At 60.6% G+C, this 19,518-nt stretch carries 15 protein-coding genes; 8 read left to right on the top strand and 7 right to left on the bottom strand.

What is annotated here, in order from left to right; genetic code table 11:
• The first annotated feature begins 22 nt into the window (after window positions 1–22).
• A complete protein-coding gene (locus tag AWU82_RS07550) occupies window positions 23–400 on the top strand; it encodes a response regulator (RefSeq protein ID WP_007954537.1) in 378 nt (125 codons plus the stop codon).
• 13 nt (window positions 401–413) lie between these two features.
• Here the strand turns inward: AWU82_RS07550 and AWU82_RS07545 are convergent, their stop codons facing one another.
• The 3 genes from AWU82_RS07545 to AWU82_RS07535 form a co-directional block, all read right to left on the bottom strand.
• A complete protein-coding gene (locus tag AWU82_RS07545; RefSeq protein ID WP_064381709.1) occupies window positions 414–2,084 on the bottom strand; it encodes an ATP-binding protein in 1,671 nt (556 codons plus the stop codon).
• A complete protein-coding gene (locus AWU82_RS07540) occupies window positions 2,081–3,583 on the bottom strand; it encodes an ATPase domain-containing protein (RefSeq protein WP_064381707.1) in 1,503 nt (500 codons plus the stop codon). The genes AWU82_RS07545 and AWU82_RS07540 overlap by 4 nt, the downstream gene beginning before the upstream one ends.
• 128 nt (window positions 3,584–3,711) lie before the next feature.
• Entirely contained in the window at window positions 3,712–4,767 is a 1,056-nt protein-coding gene (locus tag AWU82_RS07535) for a tetratricopeptide repeat protein (RefSeq protein ID WP_064381705.1), read from the bottom strand.
• 192 nt (window positions 4,768–4,959) lie between these two features.
• Between AWU82_RS07535 and AWU82_RS07530 the strand changes: the two genes are divergently transcribed.
• From AWU82_RS07530 to AWU82_RS07520, 3 genes are read left to right on the top strand one after another with little or no spacing between them, the layout of a single operon-like run.
• Complete coding sequence (locus AWU82_RS07530; RefSeq protein ID WP_064381703.1) at window positions 4,960–7,095, top strand: FUSC family protein; 2,136 nt, start codon at window positions 4,960–4,962, stop codon at window positions 7,093–7,095.
• A complete protein-coding gene (locus tag AWU82_RS07525) occupies window positions 7,085–7,285 on the top strand; it encodes a DUF1656 domain-containing protein (protein ID WP_064381702.1) in 201 nt (66 codons plus the stop codon). The genes AWU82_RS07530 and AWU82_RS07525 overlap by 11 nt, the downstream gene beginning before the upstream one ends.
• A gap of 4 nt (window positions 7,286–7,289) precedes the next feature.
• Entirely contained in the window at window positions 7,290–8,270 is a 981-nt protein-coding gene (locus AWU82_RS07520; protein ID WP_064381701.1) for an HlyD family secretion protein, read from the top strand.
• A 59-nt stretch (window positions 8,271–8,329) separates the two neighbouring features.
• Here AWU82_RS07520 and AWU82_RS07515 read toward each other — a convergent pair whose 3' ends face one another.
• The 4 genes from AWU82_RS07515 to AWU82_RS07500 all read right to left on the bottom strand — a co-directional run bounded on the left by AWU82_RS07515 (window position 8,330) and on the right by AWU82_RS07500 (window position 15,290).
• The gene (locus tag AWU82_RS07515) at window positions 8,330–9,751 is read right to left on the bottom strand and encodes an efflux transporter outer membrane subunit (RefSeq protein WP_064381699.1); all 1,422 of its coding nucleotides are present in this window, start codon (window positions 9,749–9,751) and stop codon (window positions 8,330–8,332) included.
• The gene (locus AWU82_RS07510) at window positions 9,748–12,939 is read right to left on the bottom strand and encodes an efflux RND transporter permease subunit (protein WP_064381697.1); all 3,192 of its coding nucleotides are present in this window, start codon (window positions 12,937–12,939) and stop codon (window positions 9,748–9,750) included. Before AWU82_RS07510 ends, AWU82_RS07515 begins: the two co-directional genes overlap by 4 nt.
• Window positions 12,940–12,954: 15 nt before the next feature.
• Complete coding sequence (gene mexE, locus AWU82_RS07505) at window positions 12,955–14,208, bottom strand: multidrug efflux RND transporter periplasmic adaptor subunit MexE (RefSeq protein WP_011334072.1); 1,254 nt, start codon at window positions 14,206–14,208, stop codon at window positions 12,955–12,957.
• Window positions 14,209–14,474: 266 nt separating this feature from the next.
• The gene (locus tag AWU82_RS07500) at window positions 14,475–15,290 is read right to left on the bottom strand and encodes an AraC family transcriptional regulator (protein ID WP_064381695.1); all 816 of its coding nucleotides are present in this window, start codon (window positions 15,288–15,290) and stop codon (window positions 14,475–14,477) included.
• Between the two features lie 140 nt (window positions 15,291–15,430).
• On the opposite strand from AWU82_RS07500, the gene AWU82_RS07495 reads away from it, so the two are divergent.
• The 4 genes from AWU82_RS07495 to gcvA are packed head-to-tail and all read left to right on the top strand — an operon-like array spanning window position 15,431 to window position 19,478.
• Window positions 15,431–15,619: a DUF1656 domain-containing protein gene (locus AWU82_RS07495; RefSeq protein ID WP_064381693.1), complete on the top strand. Its 189-nt coding sequence runs from the start codon at window positions 15,431–15,433 to the stop codon at window positions 15,617–15,619.
• A 12-nt stretch (window positions 15,620–15,631) separates the two neighbouring features.
• Complete coding sequence (locus AWU82_RS07490) at window positions 15,632–16,540, top strand: efflux RND transporter periplasmic adaptor subunit (protein WP_064381692.1); 909 nt, start codon at window positions 15,632–15,634, stop codon at window positions 16,538–16,540.
• A complete protein-coding gene (locus AWU82_RS07485) occupies window positions 16,540–18,531 on the top strand; it encodes an FUSC family protein (RefSeq protein WP_064381690.1) in 1,992 nt (663 codons plus the stop codon). The genes AWU82_RS07490 and AWU82_RS07485 overlap by 1 nt, the downstream gene beginning before the upstream one ends.
• 41 nt (window positions 18,532–18,572) lie before the next feature.
• On the top strand, window positions 18,573–19,478 hold the full coding sequence (gene gcvA, locus AWU82_RS07480; protein ID WP_064381689.1) for a transcriptional regulator GcvA: 906 nt from the start codon (window positions 18,573–18,575) through the stop codon (window positions 19,476–19,478).
• The last annotated feature ends 40 nt before the right edge of the window (window positions 19,479–19,518 follow it).

Here is a 19,518-nt window from a genome sequence, read left to right as displayed (position 1 = left end):
ATTGACCGAACAAAGGCTTCCCATGAGCGTAGATGCACAAGATGTAGTACTCGTCGTCGAGGACGAACCGGTGATCCTGATGGTCCTGACAGACTATCTGTCAGGCCAGGGCTATCGCGTATTGCAGGCCGAAAACGGCGAGCAGGCGTTCGAGATTCTGGCGAGCAAGCCGCATCTGGACATGTTGATTACCGATTTTCGTTTGCCGGGCGGCATCTCGGGCGTGCAGATCGCCGAGCCTGCTGTCAAATTGCGCCCGGATCTGAAAGTGATCTTCATCAGCGGCTATCCGCAGGAAATCCGCGAGACCGGCAGCCCCATCACTCGCCGGGCGCCGATCCTGGAAAAACCGTTCGATCTGGATGTGTTGCAGGAGAAGATTCAGGAACTGCTGGCCTGAGGCGTGAAGCGCCTCAGCTCTTGATCATTTCCCGTACCTTCGCCGTCAGCAGATCGAAGGTGAACGGTTTGGTGATCATCTGCATGCCGGAGTCGAGGAACCCGCCGCGCACCGCAGCGTGCTCGGCATAACCGGTGATGAACAGGACCTTCAAGTCTGGCCGGTATTGCCGGCCGATTTCAGCCAATTGACGTCCGTTCATGCCGGGCAGGCCGACGTCACTGATCAGCAGATCGATGCGTTGTTCCGAATCCAGAATCGGCATGGCACCGTCAGCGTCGCCGGCCTCGACAAACCTGTAACCCAATTCACTCAATACCGCGCTGACCAGCACGCGCACGGCCGGGTCGTCTTCGACGATCAAGACGGTTTCGCCTTCCACGGCGTCGGGCGCCTGCTCCGTATGCGCTGGCGCGTGAGGCAATGATTCGCCCTTGAAGCGCGGAAGATAGAGTCTGACGGTAGTGCCCTCGTCGATTTTGCTGTCGATCGAGACATGTCCGCCGGATTGCTTGCTGAAACCGTAGATCATCGACAGGCCCAGGCCGGTACCCTGGCCGATCGGCTTGGTGGTGAAAAACGGGTCGAACGCGCGATTGATCACACTTTCGGGCATGCCGCAGCCGTTGTCCGTCACGCTCAAAACGACATAATCGCCGGGTTCCAGGTTGCTGTAAGCGTCGGTGAAATCCCGCTCAAGTACCTGATTTCCGGTCTCAACCACCAGGTTGCCGCCATCGGGCATCGCGTCACGCGCGTTGATCACCAGGTTGAGCAGGGCGCTTTCCAGTTGATTCGGATCCGCCTCGGCCACCCACAATTCTTCATCCAGGCGCATGTCCAGCTGAACGCTTTCGTTGAGGCTGCGCTGCAGCAGTTCACCCATCGATTGCACCAGATCGTTCATCTGTACGGCTTTGGAATCCAGCGATTGGCGACGGGAAAACGCCAGCAGACGATGGGTCAGGCCGGCGGCGCGGTTGGCCGAAGTCACCCCGAGATCGATCAGGCTGTCGAGGTCGTCAAGACGGCCACGAGCCAGTCGCCGACGCAGCAGTTCGAGACTGCCGATGATGCCGGTCAACATGTTGTTGAAGTCGTGGGCGATACCGCCGGTGAGTTGACCGACCGCTTCCATCTTTTGTGACTGACGAAGAGCTTCTTCGTTGTGCCGCAGTTGCGCCGTGCGTTCCTCGACTTGTTGCTCGAGGGTTTCGAGGGTTGATTGCAGGCGTCGCTCGCTATTGCTCAGATCGATCAGGCGATCGCGGGCCTCGTATTGTCGTCGTCGCCCTCGCAGGGCCGTGGAGATCAGGCTGACCAAGGTCACCGGATGGAAAGGGCGCTCGAGAAACGTCACGTTGCCCAGTAATTTGCTGAGCTGAGACGAGGGGCCCTGTCCTGAGCCGCCATGGTGTGTCAGTAGCACAATCGGCAGGTCTGACCAGGCGGGCTGTTGATCGAGATATGACAGCAGGGATTCCAGCTCCGGGCCACGCAGGGCCTCGGCGGCGATTAGCAGTAACCCGGCGCCGGGTTCAAGTTCGGCACAGAGCGTAGCCAGATCGGGCGTGATCAGACCACCGTAGCCGGCCTCGTTGAGGATCATCAGCGCCACCTGGCTGTCGCGCCCCTGGGGCGCAAGGATCAGTGCTCGTTCCGACAGCGGCACGGTGACGGTCACAAGTTTTCATCCTTAAGCAGCGGGTTGCTTGCGCCGAGGTAGGTGGGTACGCCGCGCAGTACGCCCTGGAAGGCGTCCAGCGGTTCACCGATGGTCATGCCACGCTTGGAAATACGGTACTCGCGAATGGTTGATTCGTGGCTGCCGGTACGTTTCTTGATAATCGAAATTGCCCGGCGAACCTTGCCGAGGGCTTCGAAATAACGCAGCAGAATCACAGTGTCGGCGAGGTAAGTGATGTCGACCGGGGCCTGCATGTCGCCCACCAGCCCATGCTGGGCGACGGTCATGAACGTCGCGGCGCCCTTGCGGTTCAGGTACAGCAACAGTTCATGCATGTGCAGCACCAAGGCGTTTTCCTCCGGCATCGCGGCCTGATAGCCGTTGATGCTGTCGATCACCACGGTCTTGATGTCACCTTCATCGACGCAGCGTCGCACCCGGTGAGAGAACTCGCCGGGGGACAATTCGGCGGCGTCCACCTGTTCGATCAGCAGATTGCCGGTGGCCTGCAAAGCCTTGAGGTCAATGCCGATGTTGTTCATGCGCTCGAACAGCAAGCCCAGCTCTTCGTCGAAAATGAACAGGGCGGCCTTTTCTCCACGCGCCACGGCCGCCGCCGCGAAAATCATCGCGATCAAGGATTTGCCCGTGCCCGCCGGTCCGAGAATCAGCGTGCTGGACCCGGTTTCGATACCGCCACCGAGCAAGGCGTCCATTTCCTGGATGCCGCTGGACAGTTGCAGCCGTGGGTAATCGCCGCGGTGCTCCGCCGCCACCAGACGCGGGAAGACGTGCACGCCATCGCCCATGATGGTGAAGTCATGGAAGCCGCCACGGTATTTCTGGCCACGGTACTTGATCACCCGCACGCGACGACGTTCAGCGCCATAGTTGGGGGTCAGTTCTTCAAGGCGGATGACGCCGTGGGCGACACTGTGAACGGTTTTGTCGAGGGATTCGGTGGTCAGGTCATCCAGCAGCAGTACCGTAGCGTCGTAACGCACGAAGTAATGCTTGATCGCCAGGATCTGTCGACGGTAGCGCAGCGAGCTTTGCGCCAGCAGGCGAATTTCCGACAGGCTGTCCAGCACGACCCGGGTGGGTTTGAAGCGCTCGACCACTTCGAAAATCTGTTTGGTTGCCTCGCCCAGTTCAAGGTCGGAGGAGTAGAGCAGGCTCTGATGATGCTCGGCGTTGAGCAGGCTTTCCGGGGGAGTCAGCTCGAAAATCTCGATATTTTCGTTCAGCTCCCAACCGTGGGATGCCGCGCCCTGACGCAACTCGCGCTCGGTTTCGGACAGCGTGATGTACAACGAACGTTCGCCGGCTCGGGCGCCGGCCAGCAAGAAATGCAACGCGACTGTGGTTTTACCGGTTCCAGGCTCGCCCTCCAGCAAGAAAACGTGACTGCGGGACAAACCACCGGCCAGGATATCGTCCAACCCTTCGATGCCGGTGGCGGCTTTTGCACTGATCAACGCGTTCGATGTAGACAAAAAATGCCCTCTCATGACTAGGGGAAACGAGGCAGCGGGCGCCGGACGCCGTTTTGCACTACCTGATTACTTGACCCTTTGCCGAGACCACGGTTCCGAGTTTCTTGCCGGATGTGTCCAGATCACCGCTAGAGGCCTTGCTGCAACGAGGGATCGTCCGGGTTCATCTGTTCGAGCTGAGCGAGCAGAATCTGTACGTTCTGCAACTGGCCGCTTTCTTTCCAGTAATTGATCAGCAGCACCCGCGCCTTGCGGTCGGCAGGATGGCGCTGGACGATTTCCTGCAACTGCTTTTGCGCCGCTTCCAGTTCTTCGGCGCTGTGCAGGGTGGTGGCGAGGTCGTAGCGATAGTCTTTGTTGTCGGGCTCCAGTTCCACGGCTTTGGACAAGCCGAGCAGGGCATATTCGCGTTGATCGTGGTGCAGCAGCCAGAGGCCCAGGGCATGCTGCAGATAGGCCGAATCGGGCTGGGCCTTCAGCTGTCGGGCCAGCAGTTGCCGGGCGGCATCGCTCTGTCCCTGACGGTCGAGCACTTCGATCTGCATTACCAGCGCCGGAAGGTTGCCGGGATCCAGGCGCAAGGTCAGCTCCAGTGCTTGCTGTGCCTGTTTCAGTTCGGCGTTGTGCAGATACAGGCGCGCCAGCTGCGCATAGTTGGCGGCGCTTTCCGGCTGGCTTTTGAGCGCCTGCTCCCACATGTCGATGCCTTGCTGGAGCGGGGCAAAATACAGGCCCAGTTGATCCGGAGACAAACCGAGCAGGGCGTTGATCGCAGCAAAGCGTACGGTTTGATCCTCATCGTCGAGCAACGGGCCCAGGAGCAGACTGCGCTGGCCGCCCGGCACCAGGCCGGTCACGCTTTTTATTGCCGCCAGCCGGACCTCCGGCGATTGGTTTTGCAGATCGGCATCCGCCAGTTTCAGGGCCTGGGGGCTCGGGTAATTGGGCAACTCCGCATGCAGCCAGACGCGACGTTTGACCGACAGGTCCGGACGTCCCAGTTGCTGGTACAAAACCCGCGCGGCCCCCGGCTGGCCGGCGCGAGCAGCGGTCAGCGCTTCACTGTAACCATGCTTGATCGCTTCCGGCACCACGGGCGCGGTACTGCGCAATGACAGCCAGGCCACGCAGAGGGCCAGCACAAGGCCGAGGCTGATGAGCAAATAACGGCGAGACTGAGACATGCGAATTTCCGAAACTTTCGTTTTGTAGCGGAGGTCGCAAGCTTCTGTCAGCTCGCGCCGTGAGTCAAACTCTCTGCCCGATATGACCTACTGCAAGCGTTGAATCGACCTACAGCCCGTGTCCACCCTGTTAGCCGTCATGCCCTCCATGCAGTGTCTACGCTTTCAGAAGTTGTTTCGACGAGGCTATCCATGCAATCCCTGTTCATTTACTTCAGAGCGGTGATCCACCCCAGCCAGGCAGTGCTGCTGTTCGGTTTGCGCACCATCGTCGCCGGATTGCTGACCTTGTACCTGGCGTTCCTGTTCGATCTGGATCAACCGAAATGGTCGATCATGGCGGTGGTGATCATCAGCCAGCCACTGGCCGGCATGGCGCTGGCACGCAGCTTCGGGCAAATCATCGGGACGACCCTTGGCGCGGTGGTAGCGGTGGTGCTGATGGCGATTTTCCCCCAGGCGCCGTTGCCGTTCATCACGACCCTGGCGCTGTGGTTGGCCCTGTGCACGGCCGGCGGCACGTTGCTGCGTTACACCAGCTCCCAGGCGTTCGTGCTCAGCGGTTATACCGCCGTGGTAGTGGCGCTGCTGGCGATTCCGGATCAGGACGGCACTTTTCTGTTGGCGGTCACCCGGGTTACCGAAACCTTGCTGGCGGTGGCGTGCGTGTGCGTGGTCAGCCTGCTGACGGCGCGGCCCGAAGCGGTATCACGCAACTATTTCGCGAAGGTCGATCAGGTCATCAGACTGGCTGCTACCCATGCTGCCGCCGTGTTGCGCACCGAAGAAAGCGAAGCGGACTTTCAGCGCCGGCAAATGCAACTGCTGGGGGAAATCAGCGCCCTCGAAGGACTGCGCCGGCATTTATACTTCGACGCCCCGCGCCTGCGCAGTGCCAACAATCTGGTGCTCTTGCTGGGTAATCAACTGATGCTGCTGACCTCGCGCCTGACCGCGTTGCGTCATCAGCGGGAATTGCTCACCGAACGCTGGGAGGGCGATCTACCGTTGGATATCCAGCAATTGCGCGCCGAGGAGCTGGTACTTCTTGATCAGCTCGCACAGCAAGGACGCTCATTGCCAGCCGAGGCGCGACATCAGTTCGTTGCGCTGCAACAACAGTTCGAAGGACTTGCCTACAAGGCCGAACAACTGACGGAAGACATGAGTGCAACCCTGCGCTCGCTGGCCTGGGCGTTGCGCTGGGAACAGGCGCGGCTGTTGCAACAACTGGAACAGATTCTCGAGTTGAGCGACGCGATACAGGAGGGGCGGGAAGCCAGTTGCATGTTCCGCGGCCAGTCCAGCCCCTTGCACCTGGATTTCACCCTCGCGACGATGAACGCCATCCGCGCCTTCAGCGCGTTGCTGGTGGCCGGATTGATCTGGATCGAGACCGCCTGGGACGGCGCGCGGGGCGGGATGATTCTGGTGGGGATTCTGTGTTCATTGATGGCGACGTTTCCGCGCCCCCTGATCGCCGCGCAGAGTTACGCCCGAGGGTTGGGGCTGGCACTGGTGGTATCGGCGTTCTATCAGTTCATGCTGGTCCCGGCGATCAATGATTTCGAAATGTTGGCCTTGCTGCTCGCGCCTTTGCTGTATGTGATCGCAGTCGGACTGTCCAGCCCGGCCACCGCAGGTATCGGCATGGGCCTGGGCCTGTCGAGTTTCCTGATGCTCGGGCCGCAGAACGTCGGCACCGGGCAGAACACCGCCATCCAATGGTTCGAATTTGCCGGAGCCTACGTCAGCGCGGCGATGCTGGCTCTGATCGTCTACGCCTGGATTTTCCCGTTCCGCCCGGCCCTGCGCATCCGGCGCTTCTACAACGAAGCGCGGGAGCAGGTCTACCAATTGACCAAGAGCCCGGCCAGCGACGAAGAGCAATTTGCCTTCGAAAGTCGAATGGTCGATCGTCTGACCTCGATGCAGGGCGTGTTGCCGGCCGCCAATGATCGGGACATGCAACGTCTGTATGAGATCAGTCTCGCCTGCGTGGCGCTGGGTGTGGCCATGCACCAGCTCAGGCAACAGGCACAGAACAACACATTGCTCACGGACGCTTTCGGTCAAGAACTGTCGACGGCATTGCGTCAGACCGGCCGTTTCGTCGCCGGCCGACCGGACGTGCGCCTGACACCGTTGCTGACCACGCTGCATGCGCTTGGCGATGAGTTGGATGCCTTGCATGTCGCCACCCATGAACACTTGTGGTCGGTGTTTCGCATGCGTGTGGCCCTGTTGATCGTGGTGTCGTTTCTGGAGCGACATGGCGAGCATTTGCAGCCCGACCGTTCTGAAGGAGAGCCCGTCCTTGCCCATTGATTTCGAGATCGGCGGCGTTTACCTGCCCCCCATTGCTCAGGCCCTGCTATTGGCCATACCGGTTTTTCTGCTGCTCGACTGGGGGTTGCGCCGGCTCGGCGTCCTGCGCTTTGTCTGGCATGAGGCCCTGTTCGAAGGCGCCTTGTACGCCTGTGTATGCGCCACCTTTATTCTGTTGATGGGAGCCTGAAACCTTGAAGACGTTGCTCACTCGATTGACGACATTGGCAGTGGTGCTGCTGGCAATCGTGCTTGGCTGGTTCGCCTGGGAACATTACACCCGGGCGCCGTGGACGCGGGATGCGCGGGTTAGGGCGGATGTGGTGACGCTGTCAGCGGACGTCTCGGGCCGCATCGTCACGCTGGCGGTGCAGGACAACCAGCATGTCGACAAGGGGCAGTTGTTGCTGGAGATCGACCCGGCTCGCTACAGCCTCGCCGTCGAGCATGCGAAACGCTCGGTGGAGGTCTCAAAGGCCACGCTTGGTCAGTCGCAAGCGGCCATTGTCGCCAGCGAAGCATTGCTCAAGCAGCGCCAGAGTGAAGAGCGCCGGCGACGTACGCTCAAGCAGGGGTTCGCGATTTCCGGAGAAGAGTGGGAGAAGTCCAGCACCGACGTGGCGGTGGCCCAGGCCGATCTGTTGCGCAATCAGGCGAATCTCGGCCTGGCCGAAGCCAACGTGCAGTTGGCGATTGCCGCACTGACCCAGGCTGAACTGGATCTGCAACGTACCCGAGTCGAAGCGCCGGTCAGCGGATATGTCACCAATTTGTTGACCCGTCAGGGGGATTACGCGGTGGCCGGCAGTGCCTTGCTGGCGCTGGTGGACAGCAGCTCCTTTTATGTCAGCGGCTATTTCGAAGAAACCAAGCTGCCAAGGATCGAGGAGGGTGACCGGGTGCGGATCGAATTGATGAGCGGGGAAAAATTCGGCGGTACCGTGCAGAGCATCGCCTTCGCCATTGCTGACCGGGAAAACGCGCCGGGCAGTCGGTTGCTGGCCAACATCAATCCCAGCTACACCTGGGTAAAACTGGCGCAACGAGTACCGGTGCGGATCGGTATCGATCCCGAATATTCAGGTAAGGACCGACTGAGAGCCGGCACCACAGCGACAGTTACGGTGCTGGAAAACCCTGAAAGACAGGCGCAAAAAAGCCCCGCGACCGAATGATACGCGGGGCAAAAAATTTGGTTGGTTGCGGCCAACCAAAGGAGCTCTTTAAAAAACTGTTACTTGCTGGCGACCGTCTCTGGCTGCCAGCCACCACCAAGAGCCTTGTAGATCGCGACGATGCCGCGGTACAGATCCACTTCGGCCTGGGCCTGGCTGTCTTCGGCGTTCAGGCGTTCACGCTGGGCGTCGAGCAGCACCAGAAAATCGGTGGTGCCTTCGCGGTAGCGAATCTCGGCGAGGTCGGCAGCCTTGCGGCTCGATTCGCTCTGACGGATCAGCGAAATCAGACGCTGCTGACGCTTGCCGTAATCGCTGAAGGCGTTTTCCGACTCTTCCAAGGCCAGCAATACTTGCTGCTCGTAGGTCGCCAGTGCGCCTTCGGCATCGGCATCGGCGCCGCGCAGACGGGCCCGCACGCTGCCCAGATCAAACGCTGCCCACGTGATGCTCGGGCCTAGCGCCCAGGCGTTGGCCGCCGAGGAACCGATCTGCGAACCACGGCCAGCCGTCCAGCCGAGGAAACCGCTGAGGCTGACTCGTGGGAACAGATCGGCCTTGGCCACACCGATACGCGCCGTGGCCGAAGCCAGTTTGCGTTCGGCGCTGAGGATGTCCGGACGACGTTGCAGCAGTTCGCCCGGATCACCGATCGGCAGAGCCTTGGCAATCGACGGCAGATCTTTCGGGCTCAGGTCGACGGTCAGTTTGTCCGGACGTTCACCCAGCAGGGTGGCGATGCGGTTTTTCTGCCGGGCCTGTTCCGCCTGCAACTGTGGCACGCTGGCTTCGACCGACGCCAGACGGGCATCGGCTCGTTCAACATCGAGCTGATCGCCCACGCCGGCGTCACGCAGGCTGATGGTGATCTTGCGTGACTCCTGCTGGTTGTTCAGGTTGGCCAGGGCGATCTTTTCCCGCAATTGAGCGCCGCGCAGTTGACCGTAAGCGTCCACCAGTTCGGCAATCATGGTGACTTGCAACTGATACAGATCGGCTTCAGCCGCTTGCTGGTCGGCGTCGCTGGCTTCCAGATTGCGCTGGATGCGGCCGAACAGGTCCAGCTCCCAGGCCATGTCCAGTCCCAGGTCATAGCGTTCGCTGTTGACTCGTTTAGTGGTCTGGCCAGGGACCTGACCTTTGGCCAGATCGCTGCTGGCGCGGCTGGTGATGGTCGGCATCGCATCGTTGCTGACATCGTCGCGGATCGCCCGGGCGGCTTTCCAGCGGGCGAATGCCACGCGCAGTTCACGGTTGCCTTGCAGCGATTGAGTCACCAACTGGTTGAGGGTCGGATCGTCGAACTGCTGCCACCAGATGCCTTCGAATTTCGAACGATCGAAGTTCTTCTGGCCGGCGGCGCCGTCGGTGGCGGACGTGATGTTCGCCGCCTCCGTCGTCGGGGTCTTGTAGTCAGGGCCGACGGCGCAGGCACTGAGGGCCAGCACCAGCAGGCTCGGCAGGAAGACTTTCAGACTCATGGGTGCGCCTCCAGTGGCTTTTGAAGATTTTGCGCCTTGGCCGCTTTGCGAGCTTCGCTGCGCTCCACGAAGTTGCGGATCAGCACATAGAACACAGGGGTCAACAGCAGACCGAAGAAGGTCACACCGAGCATCCCGGAGAACACTGCCACACCCATGGCATGACGCATCTCGGCACCGGCACCGCTGGAGAACACCAGTGGCACAACACCCATGATGAACGCGAACGAGGTCATCAGGATCGGCCGCAGACGCAGGCGGCAGGCTTCCAGTACAGCTGCCAGCGGATCCAGGCCTTCTTGCTGTTTGTCCTTGGCAAACTCGACGATCAGAATCGCGTTCTTACAGGCAAGTCCCACCAGTACGATCAGACCGATCTGAGTGAAGATGTTGTTGTCGCCGCCAGAGATGATCACACCGGTGATGGCCGACAGCAGGGTCATCGGTACGATCAGGATCACTGCCAGTGGCAGGCTCCAGCTTTCGTATTGAGCCGCGAGCACCAGGAACGCCAGCAGTACGCAGAGCGGGAACACGAACAGCGCAGTGTTGCCGGACAGAATCTGCTGGTAGGTCAGGTCGGTCCACTCGTAGGTCATGCCGTTCGGAAGTTCATCCTTGAGCAGTTTCTCGATGGCTTTTTCGGCCTGGCCGGAGCTGTAGCCCGGGGCTGCCGCACCGTTGATTTCAGCGGTGATGAAGCCGTTGTAGTGCATCACGCGATCCGGACCCGAGGTGTCGCTGACCTTGATGAAGGTCGCCAGCGGGATCATTTCGCCTTTGTTGTTGCGTACTTTCAACTGACCGATCTGGTCGGATTCGAGGCGGAACTGCTGCTCTGCCTGAACGTTGACCTGATAGGTACGACCGAAGCGGTTGAAGTCGTTGGCATACAGCGAACCCAGGTAGATCTGCAGGGTGTCGAAGATGTCGCTGACGGCCACGCCGTGGGTCTTGGCTTTTTCCCGGTCGATGGCGGCATCGACCTGCGGCACGTTCACGGTGTAGCTGGTGAACAGGTTGGCCAGTTCCGGAACGTTATGGCTCTTGGCAATAATGTTCATGGTTTCCTTGTACAGCTCTTCGTAGCCCAGGTTGCCCCGGTCTTCGATTTGCAGGCGGAAACCACCGATGGTGCCCAGCCCCTGTACCGGCGGCGGCGGGAAGATCGCCATATAGGCTTCCTGAATCCCGGCGTACTGGCCGTTCAGGGCACCGGCAATCGCACCGGCGGACATGCTCGGGTCTTTACGCTCGTCGAACGGTTTCAGGGTCACGAACACGATGCCGGCGTTCGGGCTGTTGGTGAAGCCGTTGATCGACAGGCCCGGGAACGCTACGGCACTTTCCACGCCTGGCTGTTTCAGGGCCAGGTCGGACATGCGCTTGATCACGTCTTCAGTGCGGTCCAGGCTCGCGGCGTCCGGCAGTTGCGCGAAGGCCACCAGGTATTGCTTGTCCTGGCCGGGTACGAAACCGGTCGGGGTGCTGGAGAAACCGAAGAAGGTCAGCACCATCAGGCCTGCGTACAGGAAGAGGGCGATGCCGCTGCCACGGATGACCCGGCGCACGGTGCCGACGTAGCCATGACTGGCACGGTCGAAGAAACGGTTGAACGGACGGAACAGCCAGCCACCGAAGATCTTGTCCAGCACTCGCGAGAAGCGGTCTTTCGGTGCGTCGTGACCTTTGAGCAACACAGCGGCCAGCGCTGGCGACAGGGTCAGCGAGTTGAAGGCCGAGATCACGGTGGAGATGGCAATGGTCAATGCAAACTGTTTGTAGAACTGACCGGTGAGGCCCGAGATGAACGCGGCGGGTACGAACACCGCACACAGCACCAGTGCCGTGGCAATGATCGGGCCGGTTACTTCGCCCATGGCTTTTTTGGTCGCATCGAAAGGGTTGAGCCCCAGTTCAATGTTCCGCTCGACGTTCTCCACCACCACGATGGCGTCGTCCACCACGATACCGATCGCCAATACCAGGCCGAACAGCGACAGGGCGTTGAGCGAGAAGCCGAACAGGTGCATCACCGCAAATGTACCGATCAACGATACCGGCACCGCGACCAACGGAATGATCGAGGCGCGCCAGGTCTGCAGGAACAGGATCACCACCAGTACCACGAGGATCAGTGCTTCGAAGAGGGTGTGAACCACCGCTTCGATGGAGCCGCGCACGAAGATCGTCGGGTCATAGACGATGCTGTAGTCCATGCCTTGCGGGAAGCTTTTCTTGAGTTCTTCCATCTTGCCGCGAACTTCGTTCGAGATTTCGATGGCGTTGGAGCCCGGACGCTGGAAGATCGGGATCGCTACGGCCGGCTGGTTGTTCAGCAGCGAACGCAAGGCGTATTGGCTGGAACCCAGTTCAACGCGGGCGATGTCCTTCAGGCGAGTGATTTCACCGTTGTCACCTGCGCGAATGATGATGTTCTCGAACTCTTCCTCGGAGACCAGACGGCCCTGAGTGTTGACCGACAGCTGGAAGCTCTGGGCATTCGGCGCAGGGGGCGCGCCCAATTGGCCGGCGGCTACCTGACGGTTCTGCTCGCGAATCGCGGTCACCACATCGGTTGCCGTCAGATTGCGCGAAGCGGTCTTGTTAGGGTCGAGCCATACCCGCAGCGAGTAGTCGCCCATACCGAACAGCTGCACGTCACCCACACCACCGAGGCGAGCAAGCTCATCCTTGATGTTGAGAATCGCGTAGTTGGACAGGTACAGCATGTCGTAGCGTTTGTCCGGCGAGGTCAAGTGCACAACCATGGTCAGGTCGGGCGAAGCCTTGTCGACGGTGATACCGATGCGCGTCACTTCCTCGGGAAGCTTCGGCTCGGTCCGGGTCACGCGGTTCTGCACCTGCACCTGCGCGTTGTCCAGGTCGGTGCCCAGAGCGAAGGTGATGGTGAGGGTGATCTTGCCGTCAGCGGTGGATTGCGAGGACATGTACAGCATGTTCTCGACGCCGGTGATGGCCTGCTCCAGAGGAGCCGCCACGGTTTCACCGATGACTTTCGGGTTGGCACCCGGGAAGTTGGCGCGCACCACCACGGTCGGTGGCACGACTTCCGGGTATTCACTGATCGGCAACTGGAACAGCGAAATCGCACCGGCGATCAGGATCAACAGCGAAAGCACCGCTGCGAAGATCGGCCGTGAAATGAAGAATTGGGAAAAATTCATCGGAGTTGTCGTCCCTTAACCGCGTGGGGTCGCAGCAGCCAGTTTCACAACCGAACCCGGCGCGCCTTTGGCAGGTGCGACTTTGGGCAGGTTGCTGGCTTCCAGCGCTTGTCGTTGTTGAGCGAGAGCGGCAATGGTTTGCTCGCTGGCCATGGGGATCACTTCAGGCGAAACCGGGGAGCCAGGGCGAACCCGTTGCAGACCCTTGACGACGATCGTGTCGTCCTTGTTCAGGCCGCTGCGCACGATACGCAGCCCTTCGATCTTCGGACCGAGCTCAACGGCGCGGTAAGCGGTCTTGTTGTCGCCATCCATCACCAGCACGAACTTCTTGCCGAGGTCGGTACCGACTGCTTCGTCGTTGATCAGCATGGCGTTGTAGGTGCCGCTGCCGACCAGTTTCAGGCGTGCGTACAGACCCGGGGTGTAGCTGCCGTCGCTGTTGTCGAACACCGCGCGACCACGGATGGTGCCGGTCTTCGGGTTGACCTGGTTGTCGATAAAGTTCATCTGGCCCAGGTGCGGGTTGCCGTCTTCATTGGACAGGCCCATGTACACCGGGGTGGTCGCGCCGCGCTGACCTTGACGGGCGAGTTGAGTGTATTTGAGGAACACACGCTCATCGGCGTCGAAGTAGGCGTAAACCTTGTCGGTGGACACCACGCTGGTCAGCGGGGTGGTGTCGGCAGTCACCAGGTTGCCCGCGGTGATCTCGGCACGGCTGACGCGGCCACTGATTGGCGCAGTGACGCGGGTGAAGCTCAGGTTGAGTTTGGCCAGATCCAGTTGCGCTTGCAGGGCGCCGACAGCGGCGCGAGCTTCCTGTGCAGCGCTGGTGCGCGAGTCGGCCAGTTCAGCGGAGATGGCGTTGCTGGCACGCAGGCGTTCGCCTCGGCCGGCTTCGTTTTCACTGCGGGTGGCGTTGGCGCGGGCCTGGGCAACCAGAGCTTCGAGGCGGCGGACCTCAGCCTGGAACGGACGCGGGTCGATCTGGAACAGCAGGTCGCCTTTCTTGACCAGCGCACCTTCGGTGAAGGCGACTTCGTCGATCTGGCCGGAGACCCGCGGACGGATTTCAACGGTTTCCGGCGCCTCGAGGCGCCCGGTGAATTCGTCCCACTCGTTGACCGGTTGTTCCAGCACCTTGGCCACGCTGACCTTGGCAGCGGGCATGGTGGCGGCGGTTTCCGGAGTCTTGCCGCACGCGCTCATCACCAGCACGGCCAACAGAGCCAACGGGAAGCGCAAATGTTTGAGTGATTGTTCCATGGATGCATCCGCCAATGTATTGAAGATGGGCGGATGATGCTCGGCGGGTAGATGGCAAACGAATCGAATGACACGAAGGTAACTATCATTCGGAATGATATAAGCCCGAGGAAAGCCCTCTAGCATGCACCTTTCGTTAGGAGGCTATCAATTGATTCGATGACAATTCTGTGTTGCGTGATCGGCAACTGTCGCAGGCGAAATTGCGCGGTGAGGATTATGCGGCGATTAAATACCCGGCCGAGGTTGCCAGGTCCCGGCATCCTTCACGCTGAACGATCAGCCAACGCTGATATAGGGGTGCTGCGCAGATAGCGTGCGGGGGAGCTGCCCAGAGTCTTGCGAAACATGCTGATGAAGGAACTGACCGATTCGTAGCCCAGCGCTTCCGCCGTTCTTTGCACGGATAGCCCCTCGGCCAGGCTTTGCAGCGCGACGATGATCTGCCATTGCTTGCGCCACTGGCCAAAAGTGAGTCCGGTTTCGGCTTTTATCAGCCGGGCCAGCGAACGTTCGCTCATCGCCACCTGTTGTGCCCAATCGGCCATGGTGGCGCGGTTGGCAGGGTTTTGGGCCAAGGCTCGGGCGATCCTGCGCAATGGTTTGGAAGCGGGCAGCGGCAGGTAGAGCTGCTCGGTCGGCGCTTGTTCAAGCTCTTCAAGCAGCACACCGGCCAGCCGCGAGGTGCGCGAGTCAGCGCGGTAATCCTGCGCCTGATCGCTCAGGTGCAGGATCAACTGCAGAATCAGCGGCGACAGCGCCAATGTGCAGCAGTGATCGGGCAATGAGGCGGCGTCGGGTTCGACGAACAGAAAACACACCTGACCGTTGGCCGTTACGCGGTTGCTGTGGGAAATACCGCCGGGAATCCAGACACCGAAACCTGAAGGGACCATCCACACACCATTTTCGCCCGTGCAGACAATGCCGCCGCGGTAAGCCACGACCAATTGTCCTTTGCGGTGCGTGTGTTCGGCGGACTCACTGTCGTTGCGCTGGGGGGCGAGCATCAGCGCGACGGCAGGCTGCGCGAGGTTGTCGTACTCGAACTGATCGACAGGCAAGGGATGGGTTTCGGCCATGGAAGACGTCGCAGGTTGTCTGGATTTGATTATATTTTGGCAGTCTGCTCAATATCGGCAAGTGCGGTGATTCCCTAGCATTTTCGACACGTCCGACCACTCCGGGCGAACGCTGAAAATCTGCAAACCGGATGCCCGCCATGCTTAACGAAATCGCCATTGCCAACCTCTACTTTCCTCCTTTGTTCATCTACCTCGGTGTGGCGTTCCTGGCCTACACCCTGATCGAACGTCTGACCCGTCATTGGCTGGACAAAGTGTGGCACCCCGCGCTGGCACGTTTCTTCGTCTCGCTCATCGTCCTGTCGACGCTGGTCGTCCATTACTGAGCGAGGTTCGCCATGTCTGCAGTCAAAATGCTCAAGCCTGTCGTCACTCTCGTGTTGGGTACATTGGCCCTGATGTTCTGCCTGCAACTCTGGCGCGCTTACGTCCTGGCGCCGTGGACGCGGGACGGGCGCGTGAGTGCGCAGGTTGTGCGGATTGCACCGGAGGTGTCCGGGCAAATCGATCAGTTGGTGGTCAGCGATAACCAACGGGTGGCCAAGGGCGATCTGCTGTATCGAATCGATGTGCGCTCTTATCGATTGGCCCTGCAGCAGCGCAGGGCGGAGTTGGCTGAGTCACGCAGCGTGTTCGACCAGCGCAACGCTCAATACCAGCGTCGTGCACAACTGGCCGGGGCCATCGCCCGGGAAGAGGTCGACAACGCCGCACGTGACCTGGCGGTGGCGCAAGCGCGGCTGGATGCGGCACGCAGTCATCTTGAGCAGGCACAACTCGACCTTGAACGCACGACGATCCGCTCGCCGGTCGATGGCTACGTCACGCAACTGCGGCTGCATCCGGGTGATTACGCAGAGGCTGGGCATACCAACCTGTTCGTGGTCGACGGCCACAGTTTCTGGATCACCGGTTACTTCGAAGAGACCAAGCTGCCGGGAGTGCGTATCGGTGCGCCGGTGTCGATCAAACTGATGAGCTTCGCGCCGGTGCTCGAAGGTCATGTCGCAAGCATGGGCCGAGGAATTGCGGACACCAATGAAGTGCGCAACGACAGCGGTTTGCCCGAGGTGAGCCCGACCTTCAGCTGGATTCGCCTGGCACAACGGGTGCCGGTGCGCATCGAACTGGACAAGGTACCGGAAGGCGTGGAGCTGGCAGCGGGCATGACCGCCAGCGTCGAAGTCACGCAGCCCGACGGGCTGCCGCGCTGGCGCCTGATCCATTGGTTGCAGGCGTTCATGTGATGACCCGTCTGACAATACGGCTGTTCGCGGCCATCCCTCGGCCCTGGATGTCTGCCACTTTCGCCTACGTATTACGCGGCGTCCTGGCGGCAGGATTGGCGCTGTGGCTCGGCTTTGAGCTGCATCTGGACTCGCCGTTCTCGGGCGCTTCCACCGTGTTGCTGTTGGTGCAACCGGTACAAGGCGCGGTTCGTGGCAAGGGCTTCTATCGGATGCTGGGAACGCTGGCAGGTTTGCTCGCGGCCTGCGTCCTGACCGGGCTGTTTGCGCAACAGATGCTGCTGTTCTTGCTGGGCATCGGTCTTTGGCTGGGCTTCTGTGTGGCGACGATGACCGTGTTGCGTCATTACCAGGCCACTGCCGCCGTGGTGGCCGGTTATACCGTCTGCCTGGCGCTGGGGCCGGCCATTGTCGCGCCGCAAAAGGCTTTCGAGCACATCATGACTCGCGGCACAGCAGTGGCACTCGGCGTGCTGTGCCTGAGCCTGGTGGTCACGCTGTTCAGTCCGAGAACCATGGAAAACACCATCAGGCGCACGCTCGCCGAGGTCTGTGCCCGCAGCGCAAGGCTACTCGCGATGCGCCTCTCGGGCGAACAGGGTGTCGAGCGGATTGCACAGGCTCATCAGCTCGCCATTGATATCGGCAAAGTGGACGATCTGTTAGGGCTCGGACGTGGTGAGTCTGTGCTGCTTCGCGCGCGGCAACCGGCCATTCAGGCAGGGCTGGCGCACCTGCAAGCCGTGGTGCTCGACATGCACTACGACCGGCACTGCTTGGAAAACGACGCGACATTACTCGCCCAAACAAGCTCGGGGTTGCACGCGCTGAGCCAGCGGATGATCGATGCCGATGGAGACTATCGCGCCTGTGCCCTGATCGTGGACCAACTGCGTATTCGGGTGGACGCTTGTAAGCGGGCAACCCCAGGCCCACGTTCGTTCGGCGAACAACTGGCCGACCTGAGCGCAGCCTTGCAGCACTTTTCCAGCCTCGATCACCGTCGCCGAGAACCGGTAAGGGCCGTGAGTTTCCACCGCAACTACGCCGATGCCGCGCGCAACGGCTGCAGAGCATTGCTCGCCCTGTTGGCCACCGGCGCAGTCTGGTACCTCAGCGGCTGGGATCAGGGCCCCACTTTGTTGGCGGTCGTTGGACCCTGCTGCACGCTGCTGGCGACCGCTCCCGCGCCTGAACAAGGCATGGCCGGTTTTATCCGGGGTACGTTCTATGCCGTGATCGCAGCTGCGCTGTGCAAGTTTCTGCTGCTGCCGCAGATCAACGATTTCCCTCTGTTGCTGCTGTCGCTGGCGGCATTCTGGTCGTTCGGGATTCACGCAACGAGCCTGCCTCGCAACGCGTTGCAAGGGGTTGCATACCTGATCGGCTTTAACACCTTGGTGAGTACGGGCGGAACCGCAATCTATGATTTCGCTGATTTCGCGAATCAGTCGCTCGCCTGGTTCGTGGCCATGGCCATCTGCCTGTTGGCCTTCCAGATAATGCCGAGAGACAGAGCCCGGGATGTTCGAGCACTGAAGCGTTCGATCCACAGGGGCGTTCGGTCACTGCTGCGCCGTGCAGGCGCTGTCAATCACCCGCAGTGGCAAGCGCAACAACAGCATCGAATCGTCACACTGAAAAATCTGCTTGGCACCGAGAGCACGCTCGATGACCGAGCAGGCTGGCTGTCACTGCAATTGAGCAGGCAATTGAACCAACTGCATCACAAAACCTGCGAATTGGGCGCTGACTCTGCCGTCGCCCAATGTGCTCGTACCGGCATTCGGCGGATGGCTCGCGATGCAGATGTCCCGGCGATCAGCGCGGCACAGGCACGGCGCACAGCAAAAGCGATGAGCCGGCTCGGGGCGGATCATCTGGCGATTGCTTACTCAAACCTCGCCCGGCTGCTGGAGCAATACGCAATCATCGCGAGTCCCGTTACGCGCAAGAGGCAACCACTGAACTTTCGCTCTAACATGACTTGATATTCATACTTCGATTTTTGCCGATCCCGGACCCATTACTTATGAGAGATCTACCCCCGACCGCGACCTTGCGTGCTTTCGAGGTGTCGACCCGACACCCGACGTTCACCGCCGCCGCGCAGGAACTGCATGTGACCCAGAGCGCGGTCAGCCACCAGCTGCGACACCTGGAAGATCTATGGGGCTTGCAGCTGTTTGAAAGGGGCAAGTCGTTACGCCTTACGCCTGCGGGCGCTACCCTGGCGCCGATTGTGCGCGAGTTTTTCATGAGCCTTGAGGCGACGCTGGCTGATCTGCGTGAGCAAAAGGGCAGGGTCCGGCTCAGCGTCAGTACGACGTATTCCTTTGCGTTGAAATGGTTGCTGCCACGCTTGCCGAGCCTGGCCCGCCAGCACCCGGAACTGTTGGTGTCGCTGGACACCACGGACAAGGTCATCCATTTCGCCAGCAGCGAAGCCGATGTCGCGATCCGCTTGGGCAAGGGCAACTACCCCGGTCTTTATTCGCAGTTTTTGTTCGGTGAGCAGGTTTTTCCGGTGGCCAGTCCCGAACTGCTGCAACGCGTCGGAATGCCGGGCAGTCCCGCCGATTTGCTGCAGTTGCCGCTGCTGGCTCGTGACGGCGCCGAACTGGCGCCGAAATGGGAAGCGTGGTTCCAGTCCGTCGGGCTGGCGTTTTCCCCGCTGCGGGAAAGCGTCAGGTTTGGCGATACCAATATGACGGTGGAGGCGGCTTTACTCGGCCATGGCATTGCTCTGGTGCGCAGCGGGCACGTCGAGAAGGAAATCGACGACGGCCGTCTGGTGCGGCTGTTCGATGTGCCGTTTCAGTCACCGCTCGCTTATTACTTCGTTTGCCCCAAGGGCGTTGAGACGCAGCCGCACATTGAGAGTTTTCGCGAATGGTTGCTCGGTGAGGCGCTTAAAGTGCAAGGCGGACAGGTTTAGGGCATGAAGAATCACTCATGGTGCAATGAGGAGTCTTCTC

Source organism: Pseudomonas glycinae (assembly GCF_001594225.2).
Classification (GTDB): domain Bacteria; phylum Pseudomonadota; class Gammaproteobacteria; order Pseudomonadales; family Pseudomonadaceae; genus Aquipseudomonas; species Aquipseudomonas glycinae.
Note: the sequence above shows the minus strand (reverse complement) of the source record. Positions and strands in the feature narration are given on the sequence as shown.